Origin of the sequence: Caulobacter sp. CCNWLW153 (assembly GCF_036889365.1) — a bacterium.
Classification (GTDB): Bacteria; Pseudomonadota; Alphaproteobacteria; order Caulobacterales; family Caulobacteraceae; genus Caulobacter; species Caulobacter radicis.
The window spans coordinates 1-25917 of the sequence record NZ_JBAKFV010000003.1 but is presented as its reverse complement, the minus strand read 5'-3'; the positions used below and the strand labels follow the sequence as shown (position 1 = coordinate 25917).

Below are 25917 nucleotides of genomic sequence, written 5' to 3'. Positions count from 1 at the left end.
AGGCCTCACGAATCCGCACATTTCCGCACAATGCGGCGCCGCTCCGGTCGCGGCAAGCCCGCCTCCGGACAAGCTGCACGGATACCTCACGAAGATTGCAAATCCCGCCGCTCGCGGCGGCGCCCGCCTGTGACGACAAGGGAGATCACCTGCTTTCGAGCCCCAAGGAGATCCTCCCATGTCCGCTCAAGACGTCGGCGCGCCCAAGCCCCGCGTCGCCTCCGGCGCCCGTCCCGCCCGGTGGTTGCCCATCCTCTGCGAGGCCTTCGCCCTGGGGGTGCTGCTCCTGCTGGCCCTGGCCGGGACCGGCCGCGCCGAGGTCTCCGAGCCTGCTTCTGGCGGCCTGATCATGCGCGCCAAGGGCGGCGACCAGGTGGTCGAGGCCGTGCGCCTGGGAACCGACATCGACATGACCGTCAGCGGCCTGACCGTGCGCGGCCGCGTCACCCAGGCCTTCCGCAACGACACGGGCCGCTGGGTCGAGGCCGTCTATGTCTATCCCCTGCCCCAGGACGGCGCGGTCGACACCCTGAAGATGGTGGTCGGCAGGAAGGTGATCGTCGGCGAGATCAAGAAGCGCGCCGAGGCCCAGGAAATCTACGAAGCGGCCAAGGCCCAGGGCAAGAAGGCGGCCCTGGTCGAACAGAACCGCCCCAACATGTTCACCAACGCCGTCGCCAACGTCGCGCCCGGCGAGACGGTGCTGGTGCAGATCGAGTACCAGGCCCCCATCGCCGTCTCGGCCGGCGAGTATTCTCTGCGCATGCCGCTGGTCGTGGCCCCGCGCTACGCCTCGCCCGGCACGGCGGCCACGCCCGAGAGCCGCGCCGCGATCGTCGATCCCAAGGTCGCCGGCGCGATCAACCCGGTCACCCTGACCGTCCACCTGCGCGCCGGCTTCCCGCTGGGCGCGGTGGCCAGCGCCACCCACGGCGTCGACGTCCGCGACGAGAAGAGCGGCAAGGTCATCACCCTGTCCAAGGGCCAGGTTCCGGCCGACCGCGACTTCGTGCTGACCTGGAAGCCGGTTCCGCTGGCCGCGCCCAGCGTCGCCCTGTTCCGCGAGAAGACCGCCGGCGCCCACTACGTGCTGGCCCAGGTCACTCCGCCGATCGCCGCCCGCGCCGGTCCGCCGCCGGCCCGCGACATCATCTTCGTCATCGACAATTCCGGCTCGATGGGCGGGGAGTCGATGCGCCAGGCCAAGGCCGGCCTGCTGTACGGCCTTTCGAACTTGAAACCCGGCGACCGCTTCAACGTCGTGCGCTTCGACGACACCCTGACGGTGCTGTTCGAGGGCGCGGTCGCCGCCGACGCCGCCAACCTCACCCGCGCCCGCAAGTTCGTCTCGGGCCTGGAGGCCACCGGCGGCACCGAGATGGTCCCGGCCATGGCCGCCGCCCTGCGCGATGAGAATGGGCGCGATGAGAATGGCCGCGTGCGCCAGGTGGTGTTCATGACCGACGGCGCGATCGGCGACGAGCAGGGCCTGTTCGACACCATCGGCGCCGGCCACGGCCGCTCGCGGGTGTTCATGGTCGGCATCGGCTCGGCTCCCAACAGCCACCTGATGAGCCGCGCCGCCGAACTGGGCCGCGGGACCTTCACCCACATCGGCTCCACCGACGGGGTCGAGGAGGCCATGCGCGCCCTGTTCGACAAGCTGGAAAGCCCCGTGGCCACCAACCTGGTCGCCCGCTTCGAGGGCACGACGTCAGACGCCGCCCCCGCCGTGCTGCCCGACCTCTATCGCGGCGAGCCGGTCACCCTGGCCGCGCACGTCGAAGACCTGGACGGCGTGCTGACGATCAGCGGCGTCATCGACGGCCGCCCTTGGCAGACCAGGATCCGCCTGCGCGACGCCGAGGCCGGCAAAGGCATCTCCAAGCTCTGGGCGCGCCGCAAGATCACCGACGCCGAGGTCGCCCGCAGCCTGGCCCAGATCACCGAGGACGAGGCCGACACGCGAGTGCTGAAGCTGGGCCTCGACCACGGCCTGGTGACCAGCCAGACCAGCCTGGTGGCGGTCGACAAGACCCCGTCCCGCCCCGCAGACGCCCCGCTGCTGCGCAGCGACCTGCCGCTGAACCTGCCGGCCGGCTGGGACTTCGACGCCCTGTTCAACCGCAAGGCCGCGACCGGGAACGGCGACGCCCCGGCCGATCCCGAGCAACAGATCGCGCAGCTGGACCTGCCGCAGACAGCCACCGACGCGCCGATGCTGATCCTGATGGGCCTTGGCCTGATGAGCCTGGCGCTCGTGCTCGGCGCCGGCGGCTGGGTGCTGGGCCGGCGAAAGGTCGCGGCGTGAGCCGGCTGGCGACCATCCTGGGAGCCGCCCGCCGGCGACTCCCCTTCCTGCTCCCGGCCCTGGCGGCCGGGAGCCTCGGCCTGGTCCTGTGCGGCCAGGGCCTGTGGATCCACGCCAAGGCGGCCCTGGCCCAGGTGCTTCTGGAGCGGGCCTTCGACCAGAGCGTCCGTCAGGGCGGCGCGCCGGTCCGCCCCTGGCGCTGGGCCGACACCTGGCCGACGGCCCGCATCGCCTTCCCCCGCCAGGGCGAGCGGGTCATCGCGCTCGACGGCGCCAGCAGCCAGGCCCTGGCCTTCGGTCCCGGCCACGTGGCGGGCACGCCCCAGGCCGGCGATCGGGGAACCGCCGTCTACGCCGCCCACCGCGACACCCACTTCGCCGTGTTGGCCAAGGTCCGCCCCGGCGACCCAATCCTGGTCGAGCGCGCCGACGGCAAGGTCGCCCGCTTCGAGGTGGTCGGCGCCCGGGTCGTGCGCTGGGACGCCTCGGGCTTGGATCCCCGCGCGCCGGGACGCGGCCTGGTCCTGGCCACCTGTTGGCCGCTGGCCGCCAAGGCCCGCGGACCGATGCGCTACGTGGTGATGGCCAGGCCCGTGGAGACAAGCTTGACCTTGTCCGACCTACACGATCGCAAAGGTATGACCACCTTGACACGATAGGCCTTACCTCGTAGCCGTTCACTTCTGTGACCGCTACCAGTCGTATCGCCGCGCAACGGCGGACGGCGGCGGTCGAGACGAAAAGCGCGAAAGCCAGAAGCGCCAGGGGAGTGAATCGATGTCGTCCAGCCACCGCACGCGCGGAATCCGCCAGGTCCTGATCGGGGCCACTTGCCTGACCACCGCCCTCGCCGCCCTGCCGGCCCTGGCCCAGACGGCGCCCGCGCCGCGGGCCGCCGAGGCCGACTCCGTCGAGGAGATCGTCGTCACCGGCTATCGCAAGAGCCTGGCCGACGCGACCAACGCCAAACGCGAAAGCGTCGCCTTCACCGACTCGGTCTTCGCCGAGGACATCGGCAAGTTCCCCGACCTCAACATCGCCGAGTCCCTCAACCGCATCCCGGGCGTCCAGCTGACCCGCGAGATCAACGGCGAGGGCCTGAACGTCACCATCCGGGGCCTGGGCACCAACTTCACCAAGATCCTGCTGAACGGCTCGCAGATCGCGGTGGCCTCGTCGGGCCGCACCGACAGCCAGAACCAGAACCGCGAGGTCGACCTCGACCTGTTCCCCACCGAACTCTTCACCCGGCTCGACGTGCACAAGACCCCGACGGCCGGCATGGTCGAGGGCGGCGTCGCCGGCGTGGTCAACATGCGCAGCGCCCGCCCCTTCGACTACAAGGGCGCCAATGGGGGTAGCGGCCAGCTGATCTATTCGCTGCAGGCCGGCAAGAACAACCAGGCCGACGACATCAGCCCGCGCGGCTCGCTGATCGCCTCGAAGACCTGGGAAACCCCGATCGGCGAGTTCGGCCTCCTGGGCGGCGTCGCCATCGCCCGCACCAAGAGCACCACCACCGGCTTCGAGAGCGTCGGCTGGTCGAACGCCAACATGACCTGCACCGGCTGCAACGTCACCGGCGGCAACAACTTCAACTGGGCCTCCACCGTGCCGGCCGGGGTTGCGTCCAACGGCCTGACGCCCGGCCAGACCATCGACAACGCCCTGCTGGCCGCGCTGAACCCCGGCACGACCCTGCAACAGCTGTCGGACGCGCAGCTGCCGCGCCTGGGCCGTGACAGCTGGAGCTCGGGCGAGCGCGATCGCGACTCCTACGTGCTGTCGGCCGAGTGGCGTCCGAACGACCAGCTGAACGTCTATTTCGACACCCTCTATTCCAAGGGCAGCCGCTCGTTCGAGCGCATCGACATGAACTGGGTCGTACGCAACTCCAACTTCATGGTCCCGGTGGGCGTGAAGGTGAACGGCGACGGCGTGGTCACCGAGGGCACGTTCCTGAACTCGCAGTTCTTCCTCGAGTACCGGCCCTACGAGGAGGACGTCGAGGTCCTGAACCTCAACCCCGGCTTCACCTGGCGCCCCAACGACTGGATCAAGCTGGACGGCCAGGTGAACTGGAGCCGCAGCGTCTTCTTCCGCGAGGCGCCGACCGTGCTGTTCAACACCCCGCTGAACTCGGGCCTGAACGTCACCTACGCCAACGGCGGCGGCGACTATCCGTCGATCAAGGCCAACAAGGACCTCAACGACCCGGCGCTGGGCTGGGTGTGGGCCGGCGGCCGCGTCAACGTCCAGGCCGAAAAGCGCGTCACCCAGACCAAGGGCGCCCACTTCGACCTGACCCTGGGCGACGACAAGGGGACCAACTTCAAGTTCGGCGTCGCCTATGACGACGTCGGCCGCACGATCACCGCGCTCGACAACTCCGCCCGCTGGCAGGCCTTCACCTGCGGCGGCGGCGGAGTGACGCCGCAAAGCCCAGCTCCCGCCCCGGTACCGGCCTGCGACGGCCGCGCCGGCTCAGCCATCCCGCAGGCCAACCTCGCCAGCTACATCAAGCAGGGTCCGCTGGGCTTCATCACCTTGGACAAGGACAGGTTCTTCGCCGACAGCAACTACCAGGCCTTCCTCGACAGCGCCCCGTTCTCGGCCGCCGCCGCCACCGGCGCGGCCTCGGGGCTGATCCGCGAGAAGACCACCGGCGCCTATGTCGAGGTCAACGGCGCGACCCAGGTTCTGGACCGCGACCTGCGCTTCAACCTGGGCGCTCGCTACTACTCCACCGACCAGACGATCGAGGGTCCGCAGACTGTCAACGGCGTGCTGTCGTTCCTGTCGCGCACCAGCAACTACGACGGCCTGCTGCCGTCGTTCAACGTCGCCTGGAACCTGCGCGAGGACCTGATCCTGCGCGCCTCGGCCTCGCGCACCGTCACCCGTCCCAACCCCAGCGCCATGCTGCCGGGCACCACCTTCTCGGATCCCTCGGCCCAGCAGGCCAACCAGGGCAATCCGAACCTGCAACCCTACACGTCCAACAACTTCGACATCGGCGGCGAGTGGTACACCGGCGGCGCCGGCTATATCGGCGTGGCCCTGTTCCGCAAGGAGCTGACCGGCTTCACGGTCAACGGGACCAACACCATCCCGTTCAGCCAGCTGGGCGTGCCCTTCGACCAGCTGACCAACCTGCAACAGCAGGCGATCAACAACCGCGGCGGCCCGGCCGCGGCGACGGTCACCGTGCAGCAGCAGATCAACGCCGACGGCGTACTGACCATCCTGGGCCAGGAAGTCACCTGGGTGCAGCCGCTGGACTTCCTGCTCGACGGCGCGGGCTTCACCGCCAACGCCACCCACGTGGAGCAGAACGCGCGCGGCAACGGCGCCCCCGCCCAGGCCGTCGGCATCTCGCCGTGGACCTACAACGTCACCGGCTACTACGAGAAGCACGGGGCCACGGTGCGCCTGTCCTACGTCTGGAACGACGCCCAGATCTCGTCGGGCCCGGGCCAGAACGGCATTCCGGTCGCCACCATCAACACCGACGCCCGCGGCCAGTGGGACCTGTCGGCCAGCTACCAGTTCGACAAGCTGCCGACCCAGCCGCGCGTCAGCCTCGACGTCATCAACATCACCGAGGAGGCCCAGCGCAGCCCGTTCCAGTGGGACAGCGCCGCCTACACCTACTACCAGCCCGGCCGCCAGATCATGCTCGGGATCCGCGGCAAGTTCTGATCCCAATCCTTCCTTCGCGTGGCCGACCTTCCCAGCGCCATGCGGTTTTGGCGGCGCATCCTCCCCGGATGCGCCGCTTTTTTTGACCATCGTTCGCAAATACGCTCTAGGTTGCGGCCATGGACTTCGAGCCCGGCCCGCCCTCGGCAACACCCACCGAACCGCCCGCCAAGCGCCGGGGCCCCGGCCGCCCGCGCGACCCCGAGGTGGAAAAGCGCCTCAAGCGCGCGGCGCTGGAGGTGCTGGCCCAGCACGGCATGTCGGGCCTGACCCTGGAGAAGATCTGCGACAAGGCCGGCGCCCCCCGCGCCACCTTCTATCGCCGCTGGGCCACGCCGATGCAGGCCGTGGGCGAGGCCTTCAACGAGGCCTTCCTGTTCGAGACCCTGCCCGACACCGGCGACGTCGTCGCCGATCTCGTGGCGCTGGGCCAGGCGATGCTCGACCTCTACAACGACCCCGTCGTCGGGCCGTGCATGAGCTTCCTGATCGCCGAGAGCCGCGTGCGGCCCGAGCTGTTCCAGAACGGCCAGGAGGACTTCCAGCGCCGCCGGGCCTACAACCGCCAGGTCGTCGAACGCGCCATCGCCCGCGGCGAGATCCCCGCCGACACCGACGCCGACCTGGTGATCGACACCCTCAGCGGCCTGGCCCTCAACAACCAGGCCACCCGCCGCCCGCTGACGCCGCAGATGCTGGAGTTCGTGGTGCGGCGGTTGCTCTCCCTATGATCCCTCTCCCCTTGCGGGAGAAGGATCACTTGCACGCTTGAAAACAAACCAACCAGACGGTATCTTATAGACCTCCCAGCCCGAGGTCCCCGCGTGTCCGTCCCCGCTTCCGCCTACGCCATGCTCGCCGGCGCCATCGCCGCCGAGGTGGCCGGCACCACCTTCCTGCAGAAGTCCGAGCAGTTCACGAAACTGCTGCCCAGCCTGGCCACCGCCGGCCTCTACGCCCTGGCCTTCTTCCTGCTGTCGATCGCGCTCAAGCACATGCCGCTGGCCGTCGCCTACGCCATCTGGAGCGGGGTCGGGATCGTGCTGACCGCGATCATCGGCGCGGTGCTCTTCCGCCAGATGCTCGACCTGCCGGCGATGATCGGCATCGGCCTGATCGTCAGCGGCGTGGTCGTCGCCCAGCTCTTCTCGCGCACCCTGGGGCACGGATGAACACCACCGCCTACAACCGCCCCAAGCAGCCCGAGCAGGTGCGCCGCGCCCTGCTGGACGCCGCCGTCGCCCTGGCCGAGGAACAGGGCCTGGGCGGCATCACCGTCCAGGCGGTCGCCGACCGCGCCGGCGTCACCAAGGGCGGGCTGTTCCATCACTTCGGAAGCAAGCAGGCCCTGATCGACGCCGTCTTCGACTTCATGCTCGAGCAGATGGAAGAGGCCCTGGACCGCCTGATGGCGCAGGACGAGGGCGGCCACGGATCGTTCACCCGCGCCTATGTGGTCTCGACCTTCGAGTGCTGCGACCAGGCGCTGAGCGGCCAGGCCCTGACCATCTCGATGGTCACCGACCCGGCCCTGCGCCGCCGCTGGCGGACCTGGATCGACGCGCGCCTCGTGCGCCACGCCGATACCGACTCCGACCCGCGCCTGCACGTCGTGCGCCTGGCCGCCGACGGCTACTGGTTCGCCCGCGTGCTGCACGACGGCGATCCGGGGACCGTGTCTCCCGAGAGCCTCCAGGCCCGGCTGATCGCCATGACCCGGGAGGCTTGAGGATGGGCTTCTTCCGCACCCACTGGGCGCTGCTGGCGACCGACCCGGACGAGATGGCGCGATCCGCCCCTCTCCCAGAGGGAGAGGGAGGGGCCCAGGCGCCAGCCTGGGAGGGTGAGGGGTTAGGAACCGAGGACGGCGCGCCGGAACACCGGCCAGCGGCGTAACCCCTCATCCTCCCACGCCTGCGGCGCGGGCCCCTCCTTCTCCCTCTGGGAGAAGGTCGATCCCCCTCAGAACAGCACGCCCTTTTCCAGCATGCCGTGCACGCCCTTCTCGCCGTTCACCGTCTGGGTCACCCGGAAGTCCACGGCCAGCGAGCAGAACTGATAGGCCTGCACGCGGGTCAGGGCCGAGCGGGCGCAGATGAAGTCGATCATGCCGCGCAGGGCCTGCTTCATGGCCAGGTCCAGGTCCTCGTTGAACCCCATGACGATGTAGTGGGTCGGCGTCTCGGCCCGCGGCCAGGTCGCCGTCCCAACATCGGACGCCTTGTGCAGGATGAAGCTGAAGGTCCCGGTCAGCCCCATCTCCAGGGCGTTGACGCAGACCTCGCCGTCGCCCTGGCGGCCATGGCCGTCGCCGGCCGAGAAGTTGGCGCCAGGAACCCAGACCGGCAGGAACAGGGTCGCGCCGGCGCCCAGTTCCTTGTTGTCCATGTTGCCGCCGTGCTCGCGCGGCTCGCGGCTGGACAGGCGCCCGTATCTGGCAGGCGGGGCCACGCCCATGGTGCCGAAGAACGGCTTCAAGGGCAGCTGCGGCCCCCACTCCGGCTTGCAGACCCCGCGCGCCCTGTCGACGGCGATGTGGCTGACATAGCGGTCGGGAAAGTCCTCAGGGATCGTGCCGGCCAGCGGCCGCACCGCGCAGTAGCCCCAGTCGTTGTTGGGCTCCACCGCCTCGATGCGCACTTCCAGCGTGTCGCCCGGCTCGGCCCCGGCTATGGCCACGGGCCCGGTGAGAATGTGCGGCCCGATCCGGTCGAGCCTGGCGTCGTGGATGGCCTGCAAGGCCGGCGGGATGGTCAGCCACGACTCCGCGCTGGGCATCACCTCGGGTCCGCCGGACACGCAGTCGAAGGTGACGCTGTCGCCCGGCTGGATCGTCAGGACCGGATCGAAGGCCGCGTCGAAGATGCCGAAGCGGACGGTTTCCGGGGTGGAGGCGAGGTGGTGGTGCATGGCGCGAAACGGACCGAAGCTTGAAACGACCTCCAGTCTCCGGCCGCGCCGCCGCCGGCGCGAAGCCCGCGCCGCCCCTCGCGGCGATGCTTTGCCAAACCTGCCTCCGCGCTGGGCGCCGACTGCACCGAGGCCGCGCATTCGGCGGGCGATCGGCCCAGCTTAAGCGCTTGAAAAACCCGTGCTGGCGGCGTTATCGTCAGCTGGCTATGAAGTATTCAATTACTTCCTAGCGTGAGTGACTTCCCATGTCGGGCGGCGATCTGTCGGCCTTCCAAAACCTCACCGACGCCAAGGTCGCCGCCTATCTGGATCGCCGCAGCGCCGAGCTTGGCCTGCCCGTTCCTGAAAGCTGCCGCGCCAGCGTCGCCGAGAACCTCGCCCTGCTGCGCGACCAGACCGCGCTGTTCGTGGGCCTGACCGATCCGGCCTCTCCGGTGGAGGCGTTCGAGCCATGAGCTTCGACACCATCCAGGCCCTGGGCAAGGCCCAGCGCGAGGGTCGCGCCACCGCCCGCGAGATCGCCGAGCGCGCGCTGGCCGCCGCCAGGGCCGAGCCGTTCAACGCCTTCACCGCCGTCTTCGAGGCCGAGGCCCTGGCCCAGGCCGACGCCGTGGACGCCGCCTTCGCCGCCGGCGTCGACCTGGGTCCGCTGGCCGGCGTCCCGTTCGCGGTCAAGAACCTGTTCGACGTGGCCGGCCACGTCACCCTGGCCGGCTCCAAGATCCGCCGAGGCGCGGCCCCCCCTGCCACCGACGCCACCGCCGTCGCCAAACTGAAGGCGGCTGGGGCGGTGCTGGTCGGGGCGCTGAACATGGACGAGTTCGCCTACGGCTTCGTCACCGAGAACGCCCACGACGGCCCGACCCGCAACCCGCACGACCTGGCCCGCATCGCCGGCGGCTCGTCGGGAGGCTCGGCCGCCGCCGTCTCAGGCGGCGTCGTTCCGCTCACCCTGGGTTCGGACACCAACGGCTCCATCCGCATCCCCGCCGGCCTGTGCGGGGTGTTCGGCATGAAGCCGACCCTGGGCCGCCTGTCGCGGGCGGGGACCTTTCCCTTCGTCCATAGCCTGGACCACATCGGCCCGTTCACGCGCACGGCCGCCGACCTGGCCGTCGCCTATGACGCCCTGCAAGGGCCCGACCCGCGCGACGAGCTGTCGCCGCCGGCAGCCGATCCGCTGTCGGGGCGCCTCGACGCCCTGGCCGATCGCCCCTTGCGCGTCGGCGTGCTGGGCGGTTGGTTCCAGCAAGGCGCCTTCCCCGAGGTGGTCGAGGCGCTGGAGATCGTCGCCGACGCCCTGCAGGCCCGCCGCGACGTCGAGCTGCCCGGCGCCCAGGCGGCCCGCGCCGCCGCCTTCGCCATGAGCGCCTCGGAGGGCGGCCGCCTGCACTTCGGGGATCTCGCCGCCCGCGCCCTCGACTACGATCCGGCCGTGCGCGACCGCCTGCTGGCGGGCGCACTGCTGCCGGGCGAGGTGGCTCAGGCCGCCCGCCGCTATCGCCCCGTCTTCCGCGACGCCGCCCGCAAGCTGTTCGACGATTTCGACCTGCTGCTCGCCCCCGTCGCCCCCTGCCCCGCCCCGCCGATCGGCCAGGCGACCATGGAGCTGGCCGGCGCGCAGGTCTCGGTGCGCAAGACGCTGGGCGCCTACACCCAGCCGATCAGCTATATCGGCCTGCCGGTGATCGCCGCCCCGGTGAACCGCCCCGGCAAGCCGCCCGTCGGCGTACAGCTGATCGCGCCGGCCTGGCGCGAGGACCTGGCCTTCGCCGCCGCCCTGCGCCTGGAGCGCGCCGGCGTGATCGCCGCCCATCGCCCACCGGAGTTCAAGTCATGATCATCAACGACCCCGAGGTGCTGGCGCAGGTGACCGCCGCCGTCGACGCCTACGAGACCGCCCTGATGACCAACGACGTCGAGGCGCTGGACGGCTTCTTTCGTGACGCCCCCGAAACTGTCCGCTACGGCGTCGCCGAGAACCTCTACGGCTTCGAAGAGATCGCCGCCTTTCGAATCGGACGGGCCGGCGGCTCGCCGCTGCGCGCGCGCCTGCGGACCGAAATCACCACTTTTGGGCGTGATTTCGCGATCGCCAACGTCGAATTCCTCAGAACCGGGGCAAAACAGCCCGGCCGCCAGAGCCAGACCTGGCTGCGCACCGAAAACGGCTGGAAAATCGTGTCCGCGCACGTTTCTCTGCTTCAGGGCGGCGCCGACCAACGCCTTGCACAGTAAGCGCCAGACGTTCCGATCAAGGACAATAAGTAAGTATGTCCTGACTTATGACCTAGTTTTGGGCGCCGTTGTCGTAGCGTGGTCAAATAGTGACAGCCCCAGAACAAACTTCACGGAGTCGATACCGAGTCGTCATCAAGCCTTTTGATTTCGGCGACGCCATTGTGCATTGCACCCCGCAACCGGCTCCTCCACCGGTGTTCGAAGGGGATTTCGACATGACCAACCAAGCCAAGCTGCGCTCGGGCGCCGCGTTCGGCGCCCTGATGCTGGCGGCGGCCGTCGCCGCGCCGGCCTTCGCCCAGGACGCCGTCACCCTCGACGACGTGATCGTCACCGCCCAGAAGCGCTCGGAAAACATCCAGGACGTGCCGGTCTCCGTCGCCGCCGTCTCGGGCGAGAAGCTGGCCTCGATCTTCGCCGCCGGCGAGGACGTGCTGGCCCTGTCGAGCCGCGTCCCCGGCCTCTACATCGAAAGCTCCAACGGCCGCGCCGCCCCGCGCTTTTACATCCGGGGCCTGGGCAACGCCGACTTCGACCTGGCCGCCTCGCAGCCGGTGTCGGTGATCATGGACGACGTCGTCCTCGAGAACGTCGTGCTCAAGAGCTCGCCCGTCTATGACGTCGAGCAGGTCGAAGTCCTGCGCGGCCCGCAAGGCACGCTGTTCGGCCGCAACACCACCGCCGGCATCGTCAAGTTCGACACGGTGAAGCCCAGCGAAGACTTCCGCGCCAATGGCGCGGCCACCTACGGCTCGTACGGCTCGGCCACCTTCGAAGGCGGCGTCGGCGGCGCCATCGTCCCGGGCAAGCTGGCCGTCCGCGCCTCGGCCCTTTACCAGCACCGCGACGACTACATCGACAACGCCTTCACCGGCGTGAAGGACGCGCTCGGCGGCTACGACGAAAAGGCCGCCCGCCTCCAGATCCTGGCCACCCCGACCGAGGACACCTCGATCCTGGCCATCGCCCACACCCGTTCGCTGGACGGCACCGCGGCGGTCTTCCGCGCCAACATCCTCACGGCCGGCAGCAACAAGATCAATTCGAACTTCGACCGCGACAAGGTCAGCTACAACGGCGGCGCCAACAACCCGCAGGAGTATGACTCGACCGGCGTCTCGCTGAAGATCGACCACGACTTCGGCGGCGTGAAGCTGACCTCGATCAGCGCCTACGAGACCGCCAAGGGCCGCAGTCGCGGCGACATCGACGGCGGCGTGGCCGGCGTCGGCCCGGGCTTCATCCCGTTCGACTCCGACACCCAGGACTCCATCGGCGACCTCGACCAGGTCACCCAGGAAATCCGCCTGGCCAGCGACACCGACGGCAAGCTGGCCTGGCAGGTCGGCGCCTACTACTTCAAGTCGGCCTTCACCGTCTCGACCAACCCGTTCTTCGTCGCCCCCAGCACTCTGGAGCACAAGAACACCTCGTGGGCCGTGTTCGGCCAGGGCACCTACCAGGTCACCGACGCCCTGAAGGTGACCGCCGGCGTCCGCTGGACCGACGACGACAAGGACATGGAAGTCCTGTCCTCGCCGTTCGGCGCCTCGGCCCCGGTGTCGGTCTCCGACAGCCAGGCCAGCTGGGACCTGTCGGCCTTCTACGCCGTCAACGACGACGTCAGCGTCTACGGCAAGGTGGCCCGCGGCTTCCGCGGCCCGTCGATCCAGGGTCGCGACATCGCCTTCGGCAGCCCGGCCTCGGTCGCGCAGTCGGAAACCATCCTGTCGTGGGAAGCCGGCGTTAAGAGCGAGCTGTTCGAGCGTCGCGTCCGCCTGAACGGCGCGGTGTTCACCTACACCATCGACGACCCGCAGTTCAGCGCGGTCGGCGGCGGCAGCAACTCCAACCGCCTGATCAACGCCAAGAAGGGCGAGGCCTACGGCGTCGAGCTGGACGGCGAGTGGAAGGTCACCTCGAACCTGCTGGTCACCGCCGGCTACAGCTACAGCCACACCAAGATCAAGGACTCGGGCCTGGCCGTGGCCGTCTGCGCCCAGTGCACCGTGACCGATCCGCTGAACACCGCCGGTCAGGCCCTGGTCAACGGCAACCCGTTCCCGAACGCGCCGGAATACATCCTGAACTTCGGCGCCCGCTACAACGTGCCGGTCAGCGCCAATGGCGAACTCTTCGCCGAAACCGACTGGTTCCGTCAGGGCTACACGAACCTCTTCCTCTACGAGAGCAAGGAGTTCAACAGCAAGGACACCTTCGAAGGCGGCCTGAAGCTGGGCTACGCCCGCACCGACGGCGCGTACGAAGTGGCCGTGTTCGCCCGCAACATCACCAACGAGGTGAACCTGCGCGGCGGCATCGACTTCAACAACCTGACCGGCTTCGTCAACGAGCCGCGCGTGGTCGGCATCTCGCTGAGCGCCCGCCGCTAAGCGAACGAAAGCTTGAAGCAAACGGCGGCCCGGGCGTTGAAAAACGCCCGGGCCGTTGTCGTTTTGACATGCCCGCGCCGCGTCGGGCGGCTAAGGTCGTCGGCTTTCCCGGCCTCCCGCCGGGCTCGCAGACAAGAAGACCGATGACGACCAAGATCATCTTCGACACCGATCCCGGCATCGACGACGCCATGGCCCTGCTGTTCATCGAGGCCAGCCCGGCGCTCGACCTGGTGGCCGTGACGACCGTGTTCGGCAACGCCGACATCGACACCACCACCCGCAACGCCCTCTATCTGAAGCAGCGCTTCGGCCTGACCGCCCCGATCTACAAGGGCACGGACAAGCCGCTGGTGCGTCCGCGCAATCCCTCGCCCACCTTCGTGCACGGCGAGAACGGCCTGGGCGACGTCGAGCTGACCGGCCTGGTCGCCGCCGAGCCCGAGGCCAAGCCGGCCCACCAGGCGATCATCGACCTGGCCCGCGCCAATCCCGGCGAGATCACCCTGGTGGCCGTCGGTCCGCTGACCAACCTGGCCCTCGCCCTCGAGGCCGATCCGGAAGTGGCTACCCTGCTCAAGGGCGTGGTGATCATGGGCGGCGCCTTCGCCGTCGCCGGCAAGCCGGGCAACGTCACGCCGGTGGCCGAGGCCAACATCTGGAACGACCCCGAGGCCGCCGACCGCGTCTTCACCGCTCCCTGGCATGTGGCCGTCATCGGCCTGGACGTCACCACCCAGGTGATCATGACGCCCGACTTCATGGAGGCGCTGGAAGCCTCGGCCGGTCCGGCCGGCGCGTTCCTCAACGCCATCTCCAAGCCCTACGCGGCCTTCTACGGCGGTCGCGACGGCATCGTCGGCTGCTGCGTCCACGACGCCGCCGCCGTGGCCTACGTCATCGACGAGACCCTGTTCGAGGTCCGCCGCGGCTCCGTGCGCGTGGTCACCGAGGGCATCGCGCTCGGCCAGACCCTGCAGAAGGTCGAAGGCGAACTCTTCGGCCCCTCGGCCTGGGACGACCAGCCGATCCACAGCGCCGCGATCGCCGTCGACGCGGACCGCCTGCTGGCGCTGTACGCACGCACGATGAACGGGGTGGTGGGGGGCTGACCCCCTCAGTCGGCTTCGCCGACAGCTCCCGACTCCTCCCTCGCTTTAGCGGGGGAGGTGGCGCGCTGCGGATACGCAGCGTGACGGAGGGGGCGAGCGACAAAGCGCTGTGCGCACCGCCGCCCCCTCCACCGCGGAGCCTGTCCTCGGGCGCGCGCTTCGCGCGACCCGGGGGGGCGGTCCCCCTCCCCCGTTGCACGGGGGAGGAGATTACTTCCTGTAACGCTCCACGCCCGCCAGGTACGTCCGGGCCACCACCCGGTCGTCGCCCAGCACGGTCAGCGCGAACAGCCGGTCCTCCAGCCCCTTGGCCGCCGCCAACCGCCGCGCCAGCAGCGGCGTCGCGGCGAGATCCAGCACCAGGAAGTCGGCCTCCTTGCCGGGAGCCAGGTTGCCGATCCGGTCGTCCAGGTCCAGCGCCCGCGCCCCGCCCAGGGTGGCCAGGTACAGCGCGTGGAACGGATCCAGCGCCTGGCCCCGCAGCTGGCCCACCTTGTAAGCCTCGCCCAGGGTGTGGAGGATCGAGAAGGTCGTGCCAGCCCCGACGTCGGTGCCGATTCCCACCTTCACCCCGTGCTGGCAGGCGGTCGGCAGCGGAAAGAGGCCAGACCCCAGGAACAGGTTCGAGGTCGGGCAGAACGACACCGCCGCGTCCTTGGCCGCCAGCCGCTGGAACGCCTCGCCCTGCAGGTGGACGCAGTGGGCGAACACCGAGCGCTTCTGCACCAGGCCGAACCGTTCGTAGACGTCGAGGTAATCGCTCGCGCCGGGGAACAGCTCGGCGGTCTCGACGATCTCGCGCGGGTTCTCCGACAGGTGGGTCTGCATCCAGACGCCGGGATTTTCCGCCAGCACCTGGCCGGCCATCTCCAGCTCCTCGTCGGTGCAGCTGATGGCGAAGCGCGGCGTGACCGCGTAGCCCAGCCGTCCCTTGCCGTGCCAGTCGGCGATCAGCGCCCGCATGTCGGCCCGCGCGCCCTCGACCGTGTCGGTCAGGCCAGGTGGGGCGTTGCGGTCCATCAGCGCCTTGCCGGCGATCAGCCGCATGTCGCGCGAGAGCGCCTCGGCGAACAGGGCGTCCACCGAGCCCTTGTGCACCGAGCCGAACACCAGGGCCGTGGTGGTGCCGTTGCGCAGCAGTTCGTCGACGAAGAAGCTCGCCGTCTCGCGGGCGTGCTGGGGGTCGGCGAAGGCCGCCTCGGCCGGGAAGGTGTGCTGCTCCAGCCAGTCGAGCAGCTGCGCGCCATGGGCGGCGATGATGTCGACCTGCGGGAAATGGATGTGGGTGTCGACGAAGCCCGGCGTGATCCAATGGCCGGTGAGGTCCTCGACCGGAACCTCGGCATGGTCGGCCGCCAGCGCCGCGTAGTCGCCGCACGCGACCACCCGTCCGTCGTCGACGACCAGCAGGCCGTCCTCGTGGAAGGCCACGGCCTCCCCGCTCTCCGTCGGATCCCCGGTCAGGTGGAGGATCGACGCCCTATACGCTTGCACGAAGCCCCTCGTCGTTGCTGGCCTGGGCGGCCTCCTGCCGCATCAAGAGGTCGGCCGCCACCGAAACGGCGATCACCTCGGGCGCCTTGCTCTTCAGCCCCGTAAGACCGATCGGGCAGGTCAGGCGGTTCAGCGCCAGCTCGGAAAAGCCGTCGTCGCGCAGCCGGTGCATGAACCGCGCCCGCTTGGTCTTCGACCCGATCAGGCCGAGATAGGAAAAGCCGCCGCCCGCCAGCCCGGCCGAGGCCAGGGCGTAGTCCAGGGCGTGGTCATGGGTCAGGACCAGGCCATAGGCCTGCGGCGTCGCGCCCATGGCCAGGGCCGCCAGTTCGGCCGGCTCGCGCACAGTGACGCCGGGGATTTCGGCCGCCTCGGGCCGGCTGTCGTACCAGAACAGCTTGAACGGCAGCGGCGCGAAGGCCCGGGCGATCGCCTGGCCCACATGGCCGGCGCCGAACAGCAGCAGCGGCCGGCGGGGCGCCTCGCTGCGCTCGACCAGCTCGTCGCCGAGGTCCGGGCGCGCGCCGCGCGCGGCGGCCGGCGCCCCGCCCAGGCGGACGGCCGGGGGATCGGCGTCCAGCGCCGCGATCGGGGCGATGGTCTTGGTCAGCAGGCCCGGATCGAAGCGGGTGCGCAGCTCGAACGGCTGGTCGGCGTCCATGCGCCGCGCGGCCTCGGTCAGCCAGTCGCGGCTGGCGGCCTCGACCCGCTCGATCATCAGCCGCACCCGGCCGCCGCAGCACTGGGCCAGAAGCGGCCCCAGCGGATAGTCCTGGATGGCGAAGGCCGCCTGCGAGCCGGTCAGCATCCGCCGCGCCTGGCTGGTCGCCTGGTGCTCCAGGTTGCCGCCGCCGATCGTGCCAGACTGGCCGCCCTCCCAGACCACCATCTTGGTCCCGGCCTCGCGCGGGGCCGAGCCCTCGGTGGCGAGCACGGTGACCAGGGCGGCATGGTCGTCGGCGTCGAGCCGCGACAGGGCCGCGCGGGCCCAGTTCTTGTGGGACGCCAACAATCTAACCTCTCCCATAGGGAGAGGTTGAAGATTATCGCCCCCTCACGCATCACCCGCCCGCCTCCGCACGTCCTCGACCGCCATCAGCACCGCCTCCGGCGTCGCCGGCGCGTCGAGGTTCGGCATCACCCGATGATCCCCCACCGACGCCACCGCCCGGGTGATGGCGCTGAACACCGAGATCGCCAGCATCAGCGGCGGCTCGCCCACGGCCTTGGAGCGGTGGACGGTCGGCTCGGCGTTGCGGCCGGGCTCCCAGAGCTTGACGTTCAGCACGCGCGGCCGGTCGCCCGCCGTCGGGATCTTGTAGGTCGAGGGGGCATGGGTCTTCAGCACGCCCTTGGCGTCGTAGACCAGCTCTTCAGTCGTCAGCCAGCCCATGCCCTGGATGAAGCCGCCCTCCACCTGGCCAAGGTCGATGGCCGGGTTCAGCGAGCGGCCCACGTCGTGAAGGATGTCGGCGCGCAGCACCTTGGTCTCGCCGGTCAGGGTGTCGACCACCACCTCGCTGCAGGCCGCGCCATAGGCGAAGTAGTAGAACGGCCGCCCGCGATGGGTCTTGCGGTCGTAGGCGATCTTGGGCGTGGCATAGAAACCGGTCGCCGACAGCGAGATCCGCGCGAGATACGCCTGCCGGCAAAGGTCGGGGAAGCTCACCGTCTCGCCGCAGATCCTCACGCCATCGGGCGTGAAGGTCACCTGCGAAGGATCCACGCCCCACTTCTCGGCGGCGAAGGCCGTCAGGCGCCCCTTCAGCTTGCCCGCCGCGTCCAGCACCGCCATGCCGTTGAGGTCCGCTCCCGACGAGGCGGCCGTGGCCGAGGTGTTGGGCACCTTGTCGGTCGTGGTCGAGGTGATCTTCACGCGGTCGAGCGGAACCTGGAAGGCCTCGGCGGCCACCTGGGCGACCTTGATGTAGAGCCCCTGCCCCATCTCGGCGCCGCCATGGTTCAGCATGATCGAACCGTCGGCATAGATGTGGATCAGCGCGCCCGCCTGGTTCAGGTGCGTGGTCGTGAACGACACCCCGAACTTCACCGGCGTCAGGGCCAGGCCCTTCTTGAGAATGGGATTGGCCGCGTTGAAGGCGTCCACCGCCTTCTGCCGGGCCTCGTAGTCGCAGGACCTGGCCAGTTCCTCGATCAGCTGCGGCGCGACGTTGTCTTCCACCACCTGGTAGTAGGGGGTCAGGTTATGGCTGCCGCCATAGAGGTTGCGGCGGCGCACCTCCAGCGGGTCGAGCCCGGCCGCCTGCGCCACCGCGTCCATCACCCGCTCGATCGCCGCCATGCCCTGCGGGCCGCCGAAGCCCCGGAAGGCGGTGTTGGAGACGGTGTGGGTGCGCCAGCGGTGCGAGACGATCTCGACCGCCGGCAGGTAGTAGGCGTTGTCGGCGTGGAACATCGCCCGGTCGTTGATGGCCGGCGACAGGTCCGTCGTCGCCCCGCAGCGCGAGGCCAGTTCCAGCCGGATCCCTTCCAGCCGTCCCTCGGCGTCGAAGCCGACGTCGTAACCGACCTCGAAGTCATGCCGCTTGCCGGTCATGACCATGTCCTCGTCGCGGTCAGGCCGGCACTTGGCCGGGCGGCCGGTCTTGACCGCCACCAGGGCGGCGGCCGCCGCGAACAGCGAGGCCTGCGTCTCCTTGCCGCCGAAGCCGCCGCCCATGCGGCGCACCTCCACGGTCACCGCGTGGTCGGGCCGGCCCAGCACCCGGGCGATCAGGTGCTGCACCTCGGTCGGGTGCTGGGTCGAGCACCAGACGTGGACGTCGCCCTCCTCGCGCGGCGTGGCCAGCGAGGCCTGGCCCTCGAGATAGAAGTGGTCCTGGCCGCCGATCGAGAACTTGCCCTGGATGCGGTGGGGCGCGGCCTCCAGCGCGGCGGCCGCGTCGCCGCGCGCCATGCGCTGGCTGGCCTCGATCTTCAGGTCCAGCGCCTGGGCCTGTTCGATGGTGATCGCCGCCGGCAGGTCCTCGTACTCGACCACGGCCTTGGCGGCGGCGGCGCGGGCGGCGGCGATCGAGGCAGCGGCCACCGCGAACAGGCTCTGGCCCACGCAATAGACCTCGCCTTGCGCGAACAGCCTGTCGTCGTGGATCACCGGACTGACGTCGTTCTCGCCGGGAATGTCCTCGGCGGTCAGCACTCGCACCACCCCGGGCGAGGCGCGCACGGCGGAAAGGTCCATCGACACGATCCGCGCATGGGCCCGCGTGCTCATGCCCAGGTGCACGTGCAGCATCCCCGCCGGCTCCGGCAGGTCGTCGACATAGATCGCCGTCCCGGTCACGTGGCGCAGGGCGCTGTCGTGCGCGACCGAGGCGTGCACGCCCTGGAACGGCGTCACCTTCTTTTCGACCTTGGGGGAAGCGCCGGAGTCAGCCATGGGCCGCCTCCGCCAGCACGCTGGTCGCCACGCCCGGCTCGGCGCTCTCGATGAAGGCCCGGATCAGCAGGTTGCGCGCTGTCGTGGCGCGATAGCCGGCCGAGGCCCGCATGTCCGACAGCGGCGTGTAGTCCTCGTCCAGCTTCGCGGCAGCCTCCTCGACCGCCTCGCGCGTCCAGGGCGAGCCGAGCAGCGCCGCCTCGCAGGCGTCGGCGCGCCTGGGCGTGCCGGCCATGCCGCCGAAGGCCACGCGCGCCTCGATCACCACCCCGTCGACCACGGTGACGGCGAAGGCGGCGCAGACGGCCGAGATGTCCTGGTCGAAGCGCTTGGACAGCTTGTAGACCTTGAAGATCTGGCCCGCCGGTCCGCGCGGCACGATCACCGCCTCGACGAACTCGCCCGGCTGGCGGTCCTGCTTGCCGTAGGCGATGAAGAAGTCCTCCAGCGGGATCTCGCGGACCTGCTCGCCCCGGCGCAGCACCAGCCGCGCGCCCAGCGCGATCAGGGCCGGCGGCATGTCGCCGATCGGCGAGCCGTTGGCGATGTTGCCGCCGATCGTGCCGCTGTTGCGCACCTGGGTCGAGCCGAGGCGGCGCATCATGTCGGAAAGGCCCGGATAGCGGGCGCTCAGGGTCTCGATGGCCTCGACATAGCGCACGCCCGCGCCGATCCGCAGGGCGTCGCCCACCCGGCCGATGGTCTTGAGTTCCGGCACGCGGCCGATGTCGATCAGGGTCTGCGGCGGCTTCCTCAGCTTGGTCACCCACAGGCCGACGTCCGTGGCCCCGGCCACGAAGGCCGCGTCGGGATTGGCCTCGGCGGCGGCGGCCAGCTCGGCCAGGCTGCGCGGGGCCAGCCAGCGGCGGGTGACGCCGCGCACCGGATCCTCGTGGGCCAGGGTCAGCATGGCCTGGCGCTGGATCGCCTTCAGCGGCGCGGCCACGTCGGGCGCGGGCTCGCGCACCACCTCGCGGGCGGCGTCCAGGATCGGGCCATAGCCGGTGCAGCGGCAGAGGTTGCCCGCCAGCACGTCCTCGACCGGCGCACCCGCCCCGCAGGCCCCGACCGCCCGGCCGTACAGCGACATGACGATGCCCGGCGTGCAGAAGCCGCACTGCGAGCCGTGCCTGTCGATCATCGCTTGCTGCACCGGATGCGGCTTGCCCCCGCATCCCGCCACGGTCTGGGTCGCCAGGCTCTCGACGGTCATCACCGCCTTGCCGTCCAGCATCGGCAGCAGCTGGATGCAGGCGTTGACCGCTCGCCAGTTCACCGGATCCAGGTCGTCGCCCGTGGTCAGCTCGCCCACCAGCACGGTGCACGAGCCGCAGTCGCCCTCGGCGCAGCCTTCCTTGGTCCCGGTCCGCCGCAGCGGCCCGCGCAGGTGCTCCAGCAGCGTGGTCGTCGGATCGACGCCCGCCGCCTCCCGCACCTCGCCGTCCAGCAGGAAACGGATGGTCCCGCCCATCTCAGCTGCCTCGATAGGTGGAATAGCCGAACGGCGACACCAGCAGCGGCACGTGGTGGTGCTGGCCCGCGTCGGCCACGGAAAAATCGATGGTCACCACGTCGAGGAACGGCGGGTCCGAGACCTTGGCCCCGCTGGCGGCGAAATAGGCGGCGACCTCGAATTCCAGGCGATAGCCGCCGACCTCCAGGGCCTCGCCCTCGACCAGCCGCGCGCGGCCGTCGGCGTCGGTGGCGGTCGCCTTCAGCAGCACCGGCGGACCTTCGATCCGGCGGAAGATGCGCACCGCCACGCCCGCGGCCGGGCGGCCGGCGGCGGTGTCGAGGATATGGGTCGTCAGGCCGCTCATCGCTCTTGCTTCCTCGCGCCCTGCGGTGTGGTGATCATCATACGCTCTTTCGCCTTCCCCCGAAGGCTGGAACCGCCCGCGCGGGCTGTCCAGCGTCGCCACGCCGCACCGGCCTCGCGACGCCTTCGCACGGCCGGTTCGCCCAGCCACGCGGCGCCCCGCGCCCGCCGATTGAGCGTATATAAGTCTTTTATTACTTACCAGCGCTCGACCCCAGGTCGTCCACGCGCCCCCGACCGCAGCGCCAAGGCCGCAGAATCGCAAAAAATGGGCCCCGGACGCTGCGTAAGGTTGGAAAAGCGCGGCCAACCCCGGTAGCTACACGCCCAGACGGACCGCGAGCGTTCCCTCCCCCGAGACGAGCGCGAAAAGACGGCCCGCTTTCACAGCGCTGCGCAGAACACCCGCGAAGGATCGACGATGGACGAGGATTTCCGTAAAGCCGCCCTGGACTACCACCGGCTGCCGCGGCCCGGAAAACTGCAGATCGAGGCCACCAAGCGGATGGCCACCCAGCGCGACCTCGCCCTGGCCTACTCCCCCGGCGTCGCCGCCCCCTGCGTGGCCATCGCCGAGGATCCGGACCTGGCCCGCGACTACACCGCCCGCGGCAACCTGGTGGCCGTGATCTCCAACGGCACCGCCGTGCTGGGCCTGGGCGACATCGGTCCGCTGGCCTCCAAGCCGGTGATGGAAGGCAAGGCCGTCCTCTTCAAGAAGTTCGCCGGCATCGACGTCTTCGACATCGAGGTCGACGCCAAGGATCCCGACCGCTTCATCGAGGTGGTGGCCGCGCTCGAACCCACCTTCGGCGGCATCAACCTGGAAGACATCAAGGCCCCTGAGTGCTTCGTCATCGAGCGCGCCCTGCGCGAGCGGATGAACATCCCGGTCTTCCACGACGACCAGCACGGCACCGCCATCGTCTGCGCCGCCGCCGTCCGCAACGCCCTGCTCGTCCAGGGCAAGCAGCTGAAGGACGTCAAGCTGGTGACCTCGGGCGCCGGCGCCGCCGCGCTCGCCTGCGTCGACCTGCTGGTCTCGATGGGCCTGCCGGTCGAGAACGTCACCCTCACCGACATCAAGGGCGTGGTCCACGCCGGCCGTGATCCGGACATGCCCGAGAACATGGCCCGCTACGCCCGTCCGACCGACGCGCGCACCCTGCCCGACGTGCTGCCCGGCGCCGACATCTTCCTGGGCCTGTCGGCCCCGCGCGTCTTCAAGCCCGAATGGCTGCCGCTGCTGGCTGAAAAGCCGCTGATCCTGGCCATGGCCAACCCGGATCCGGAAATCCTGCCCGAACTGGTGCAGGCCGCGCGGCCCGACGCCATCATGGCCACCGGCCGCAGCGACTATCCCAACCAGGTCAACAACGTCCTCTGCTTCCCGTTCATCTTCCGCGGCGCGCTCGACGTCGGCGCCTCGGAGATCAACGAAGCGATGAAGGTGGCGGCCGTCGAGGCCATCGCCGAGCTCGCCCGCGCCGAGGCCAGCGAAGTCGTCGCGTCGGCCTACGGCGGCGCCGCGCCGATGTTCGGCGCCCAGTACATCATCCCCAAGCCGTTCGATCCGCGCCTGATCCTGCAGATCGCCCCGGCCGTGGCCCGTGCGGCCATGGACACGGGCGTGGCCACGCGCCCGATCGCCGACTTCGACGCCTACCGCGCCGAGCTCGAGCTGTTCGTCTACCGCTCGGGCCAGCTGATGCGCCCGGTGTTCGAGCGCGCTCGCAAGGCCACCAAGGCCGCCAAGGTCCGCGTCGCCTACGCCGAGGCCGAGGATGAACGCGTCCTGCGCGCCGTGCAGACCGTGGTCGACGACGGCCTGGCCGCGCCGGTGCTGATCGGCCGCCGCGACGTCATCAAGGCCAAGGTCGCCGAGATGGGCCTGCGGCTGGATCTGGGCGGCTCGGTCGAGATCCTCGACCCGCTGGCCGACCACGCGGTGTTCGAGCCGATCGTCGGCCAGTACCAGAACCTCGTCGGCCGCCGCGGCGTGCCGCCCCTGGCCGCCAAGCGCCGCGTCGAGGGCCGCCGCACCGTCGCCGCCTCGATGCTGCTGCAGACCGGCCAGGTCGACGCGGCCCTGGTGGGCGGCAGCGGCGACTGGTGGCAGCACATGACCTACGTGCTGCCGATCATCCCCAAGCGCGAGAACGTCGGCCGGGTCTACGCCATGTCGTCGCTGATCCTCGACAACGGCACGCTGTTCTTCTGCGACACCCACGTCAATGTCGAGCCGACCGCCGAGCAGATCGCCGAGATGACCCTGCTGGCGGCCGAGTCGGTGCGTCGCTTCGGCCTGACGCCGAAAGCCGCGCTGCTCTCGCACTCCTCGTTCGGGGCCAGCAACTCGCCGACCGCCCGCAAGATGCGCGAGGCCCTGTCGATGGTGCGGGCCGCCGCGCCGGAGCTCGAGGTCGACGGCGAGATGCACGCCGACGCCGCCCTCTCCCAGGCCCTGCGCGATCGCCTGGTCGGCGACAGCACCCTGAAAGGCTCGGCCAACCTCCTGGTCATGCCGACCCTGGACGCGGCCAATATCAGCCTGACCCTGCTGACGGCCGCCACCGAGGCCCTGCTGGTCGGTCCGATCCTGCTGGGCATGAGCCGGCCGGTGCACGTGCTCACGCCCAGCGTCACCGCCCGCGGCATCGTCAACATGACGGCTCTCGCCGTGAACCAGGCCGCCGCCGAGCGCGCCGCGGCGCAAGGCCTCTGATCGACCAGCACAGGCTGTGACCTGGTCAGCCCTTCCCGCGGGATGGATGAACAGGTCACAGCCGGCGTTCGACGCTCCGAGCTGAACATGTAAGCTCGAAGACATTTCCGGCGGCGGGCTGCGAGCGCCCCTTCGCCGGCGTCGCTTTTCCAGAACGAGCCCCGCCGTGCCGCCCGAAGCCGCCGACCTCACCCCCGAACTGGAAATCCTGGATGCCTTCCTGTCGTCGGAGGAGGTCCCGGAACAGGCCCTGTTGCTAAGCGAGCTCGACGGCTTCCTGACGGGCCTCGCGGCGGGGCCTGAGCTGGTCATGCCGGCTGAGTGGCTGCCGCATGTCTGGGGAGGCCGCGAGCCGAACTTTCGCGACGAGCTTGAGGCCCAGAAGGTACTCGGGGCCATCATGCATCGTTACAACGACATCGAGCGGCGGCTGGAGAGCCGCGCGCTTGAACCGATCCTGCTCGAAACCGAGGCGGGGGAGGTGCTGGCCTCGGATTGGGCCGACGGTTTCCTCCTGGCCGTCAGCCTGCGCTACGCGGCCTGGGATAAGCTCACGAGCTCCGAGACCGACGGGCATCTGCTGACGCCGCTCCTGGCCCTGTCGGCCGACGAGGACGGTCAACCGCTCGCGGACCTGCCCGCCGACCTTCAGGAAGAACTCGTCGCCAACGCCGGCGAATTCCTGCCGCAGACCGTCCTGGAAATCCACGCCTTCTGGCGGCGCGCCGGGTCTGGACGCCCTGGGGCCAAGACCGGGCGAAACGAGGCCTGCCCCTGCGGTTCGGGGCGCAAGTACAAGAAGTGCTGCGGCGCCTGTTGACCCGACCGGACCGTAATGAACGCGAAAAGGCCCCGCCGGAGCCTCCAGCCATCGCGAGATGACGGAGGCCCCAGCGGGGCCTTCTTGCATTCAGGCTTCAAGCGTCGACCGCGTGGATCGACGCCGATCGAAGCTTAGAGGATGCGCAGGTTGCCGGCCGAGGTCTTGCCCGAGCGGCGGTCCTGCTCGAGTTCGTAGCCGACTTGCTGGCCTTCGTTCAGGCCGCGCAGGCCGGCGCGCTCGACGGCCGAGATGTGCACGAAGATGTCGCCGCCGCCGTTGTCCGGCTGGATGAAGCCGAAGCCCTTGGTGCTGTTGAACCACTTCACGACGCCCGTGCCGGCTTCGCCGGTGCCGCCACCGCCGCCGCCACCACCGTAGCCGCCGCCGCGCGGGGCGTCGAAGCTGCGTTGCGGACGACGCGGAGCGCCGCCGGCCGGAGCGGCGCCGTGACCGGTCACACGCAGGTTGCCGGCCGAGGTCTTGCCCGAGCGGCGGTCCTCTTCCAGCTCATAAGCCACTTGATCGCCTTCGTTCAGACCCGACAGGCCCGAACGTTCAACCGCGGCGATGTGGACGAACACGTCCTGGCCGCCGTCCTCGGGCTGAATGAAGCCAAAGCCCTTGGCCGGGTTGAACCACTTAACGACACCGTTCGCCATCTTATCCTCAAAACCTCAATCGACGGGCCAATTGCCGGCCCGCGTCCTTCCACAGCAACTCATGACGCAAAACTGCGGCACGCGCTATGGCCTTTGCACGGAGAATATCGACGGGAAGCGGCTGCTGGCCATAAAAATTCGCGCGCGAAGGCCCGCCTGTCGCCAAAATACCACTATGAGTGGTAAATGCGGGCGTGAAAAAAGGCCGATACGGACCGTATCGACCTTGCATGCGCCTGCGGAAAGTATGGGTGCGGGGACAGGATTTGAACCTGTGACCTTCAGGTTATGAGCCTGACGAGCTACCGGGCTGCTCCACCCCGCG

General features: G+C 69.8%; 20 protein-coding genes, 1 tRNA gene and 2 pseudogenes. 13 read left to right on the top strand and 10 right to left on the bottom strand.

Features of this window, described 5'->3' with window-relative positions:
- Positions 1 to 178 precede the first annotated feature (178 nt).
- The 6 genes from V6S85_RS05790 to V6S85_RS05765 all read left to right on the top strand — a co-directional run bounded on the left by V6S85_RS05790 (position 179) and on the right by V6S85_RS05765 (position 7742).
- Entirely contained in the window at positions 179 to 2311 is a 2133-nt protein-coding gene (locus V6S85_RS05790) for a marine proteobacterial sortase target protein (RefSeq protein ID WP_334348337.1), read from the top strand.
- A complete protein-coding gene (locus V6S85_RS05785) occupies positions 2308 to 2970 on the top strand; it encodes a class GN sortase (protein ID WP_334348336.1) in 663 nt (220 codons plus the stop codon). The genes V6S85_RS05790 and V6S85_RS05785 overlap by 4 nt, the downstream gene beginning before the upstream one ends.
- Before the next feature lie 118 nt (positions 2971 to 3088).
- The gene (locus V6S85_RS05780) at positions 3089 to 6013 is read left to right on the top strand and encodes a TonB-dependent receptor (RefSeq protein WP_334348335.1); all 2925 of its coding nucleotides are present in this window, start codon (positions 3089 to 3091) and stop codon (positions 6011 to 6013) included.
- Between the two features lie 119 nt (positions 6014 to 6132).
- Positions 6133 to 6744: a TetR/AcrR family transcriptional regulator gene (locus V6S85_RS05775; protein ID WP_116563868.1), complete on the top strand. Its 612-nt coding sequence runs from the start codon at positions 6133 to 6135 to the stop codon at positions 6742 to 6744.
- 93 nt (positions 6745 to 6837) lie between these two features.
- A complete protein-coding gene (locus V6S85_RS05770; protein WP_334348334.1) occupies positions 6838 to 7185 on the top strand; it encodes a DMT family transporter in 348 nt (115 codons plus the stop codon).
- Positions 7182 to 7742 (top strand): TetR/AcrR family transcriptional regulator, encoded by a 561-nt coding sequence (locus V6S85_RS05765; RefSeq protein WP_116563872.1) that lies wholly within the window; start codon positions 7182 to 7184, stop codon positions 7740 to 7742. The genes V6S85_RS05770 and V6S85_RS05765 overlap by 4 nt, the downstream gene beginning before the upstream one ends.
- A 233-nt stretch (positions 7743 to 7975) precedes the next feature.
- Here the strand turns inward: V6S85_RS05765 and V6S85_RS05760 are convergent, their stop codons facing one another.
- The gene (locus V6S85_RS05760; RefSeq protein WP_334348333.1) at positions 7976 to 8923 is read right to left on the bottom strand and encodes an acetamidase/formamidase family protein; all 948 of its coding nucleotides are present in this window, start codon (positions 8921 to 8923) and stop codon (positions 7976 to 7978) included.
- 248 nt (positions 8924 to 9171) lie between these two features.
- On the opposite strand from V6S85_RS05760, the gene V6S85_RS05755 reads away from it, so the two are divergent.
- The 5 genes from V6S85_RS05755 (at position 9172) to V6S85_RS05735 (ending at position 14672) form a co-directional block, all read left to right on the top strand.
- On the top strand, positions 9172 to 9381 hold the full coding sequence (locus tag V6S85_RS05755; RefSeq protein ID WP_334348332.1) for a DUF4089 domain-containing protein: 210 nt from the start codon (positions 9172 to 9174) through the stop codon (positions 9379 to 9381).
- Positions 9378 to 10766, top strand: coding sequence for an AtzE family amidohydrolase (locus V6S85_RS05750; protein ID WP_334348331.1), 1389 nt, complete (start codon positions 9378 to 9380; stop codon positions 10764 to 10766). The genes V6S85_RS05755 and V6S85_RS05750 overlap by 4 nt, the downstream gene beginning before the upstream one ends.
- Positions 10763 to 11164: an oxalurate catabolism protein HpxZ gene (hpxZ, locus tag V6S85_RS05745; RefSeq protein WP_334348330.1), complete on the top strand. Its 402-nt coding sequence runs from the start codon at positions 10763 to 10765 to the stop codon at positions 11162 to 11164. The genes V6S85_RS05750 and hpxZ overlap by 4 nt, the downstream gene beginning before the upstream one ends.
- Before the next feature lie 218 nt (positions 11165 to 11382).
- Positions 11383 to 13560, top strand: coding sequence for a TonB-dependent receptor (locus tag V6S85_RS05740; protein ID WP_334348329.1), 2178 nt, complete (start codon positions 11383 to 11385; stop codon positions 13558 to 13560).
- Positions 13561 to 13703: 143 nt separating this feature from the next.
- A complete protein-coding gene (locus tag V6S85_RS05735; protein ID WP_116563883.1) occupies positions 13704 to 14672 on the top strand; it encodes a nucleoside hydrolase in 969 nt (322 codons plus the stop codon).
- A 50-nt stretch (positions 14673 to 14722) separates the two neighbouring features.
- Here V6S85_RS05735 and V6S85_RS05730 read toward each other — a convergent pair.
- The 6 genes and pseudogenes from V6S85_RS05730 to uraH form a co-directional block, all read right to left on the bottom strand.
- Positions 14723 to 14881: pseudogene (locus V6S85_RS05730) on the bottom strand (TPM domain-containing protein); the annotation flags it as partial.
- 1 nt (position 14882) lies between these two features.
- Complete coding sequence (guaD, locus tag V6S85_RS05725; RefSeq protein ID WP_334348328.1) at positions 14883 to 16166, bottom strand: guanine deaminase; 1284 nt, start codon at positions 16164 to 16166, stop codon at positions 14883 to 14885.
- On the bottom strand, positions 16153 to 17175 hold the full coding sequence (gene xdhC / locus V6S85_RS05720; RefSeq protein ID WP_334348327.1) for a xanthine dehydrogenase accessory protein XdhC: 1023 nt from the start codon (positions 17173 to 17175) through the stop codon (positions 16153 to 16155). Before xdhC ends, guaD begins: the two co-directional genes overlap by 14 nt.
- 45 nt (positions 17176 to 17220) lie before the next feature.
- Complete coding sequence (gene xdhB / locus V6S85_RS05715) at positions 17221 to 19566, bottom strand: xanthine dehydrogenase molybdopterin binding subunit (protein ID WP_334348326.1); 2346 nt, start codon at positions 19564 to 19566, stop codon at positions 17221 to 17223.
- A complete protein-coding gene (gene xdhA / locus V6S85_RS05710) occupies positions 19559 to 21037 on the bottom strand; it encodes a xanthine dehydrogenase small subunit (RefSeq protein WP_334348325.1) in 1479 nt (492 codons plus the stop codon). The genes xdhB and xdhA overlap by 8 nt, the downstream gene beginning before the upstream one ends.
- Position 21038: 1 nt before the next feature.
- Positions 21039 to 21386, bottom strand: a complete 348-nt coding sequence (gene uraH, locus V6S85_RS05705; RefSeq protein WP_116563891.1) for a hydroxyisourate hydrolase — start codon at positions 21384 to 21386, stop codon at positions 21039 to 21041.
- A gap of 420 nt (positions 21387 to 21806) precedes the next feature.
- Here uraH and V6S85_RS05700 point away from each other — a divergent pair, with 420 nt between their 5' ends.
- Together V6S85_RS05700 and V6S85_RS05695 are read left to right on the top strand one after the other, a co-directional pair.
- Positions 21807 to 24110, top strand: coding sequence for an NADP-dependent malic enzyme (locus V6S85_RS05700; RefSeq protein ID WP_116563893.1), 2304 nt, complete (start codon positions 21807 to 21809; stop codon positions 24108 to 24110).
- Positions 24111 to 24276: 166 nt separating this feature from the next.
- On the top strand, positions 24277 to 24930 hold the full coding sequence (locus V6S85_RS05695) for a YecA/YgfB family protein (RefSeq protein ID WP_334348324.1): 654 nt from the start codon (positions 24277 to 24279) through the stop codon (positions 24928 to 24930).
- A 134-nt stretch (positions 24931 to 25064) separates the two neighbouring features.
- On the opposite strand, the gene V6S85_RS05690 is transcribed toward V6S85_RS05695, so the two are convergent.
- The 3 genes and pseudogenes from V6S85_RS05690 to V6S85_RS05680 form a co-directional block, all read right to left on the bottom strand.
- Positions 25065 to 25259 carry a cold-shock protein gene (locus tag V6S85_RS05690; protein ID WP_233245359.1) on the bottom strand — a complete coding sequence of 65 codons (195 nt, stop codon included), beginning with the start codon at positions 25257 to 25259 and terminating at the stop codon, positions 25065 to 25067.
- A gap of 129 nt (positions 25260 to 25388) precedes the next feature.
- Positions 25389 to 25592 (bottom strand): annotated as a pseudogene (locus tag V6S85_RS05685) (cold-shock protein); the annotation flags it as partial.
- A 248-nt stretch (positions 25593 to 25840) separates the two neighbouring features.
- Positions 25841 to 25917 (bottom strand) — tRNA-Met (locus V6S85_RS05680).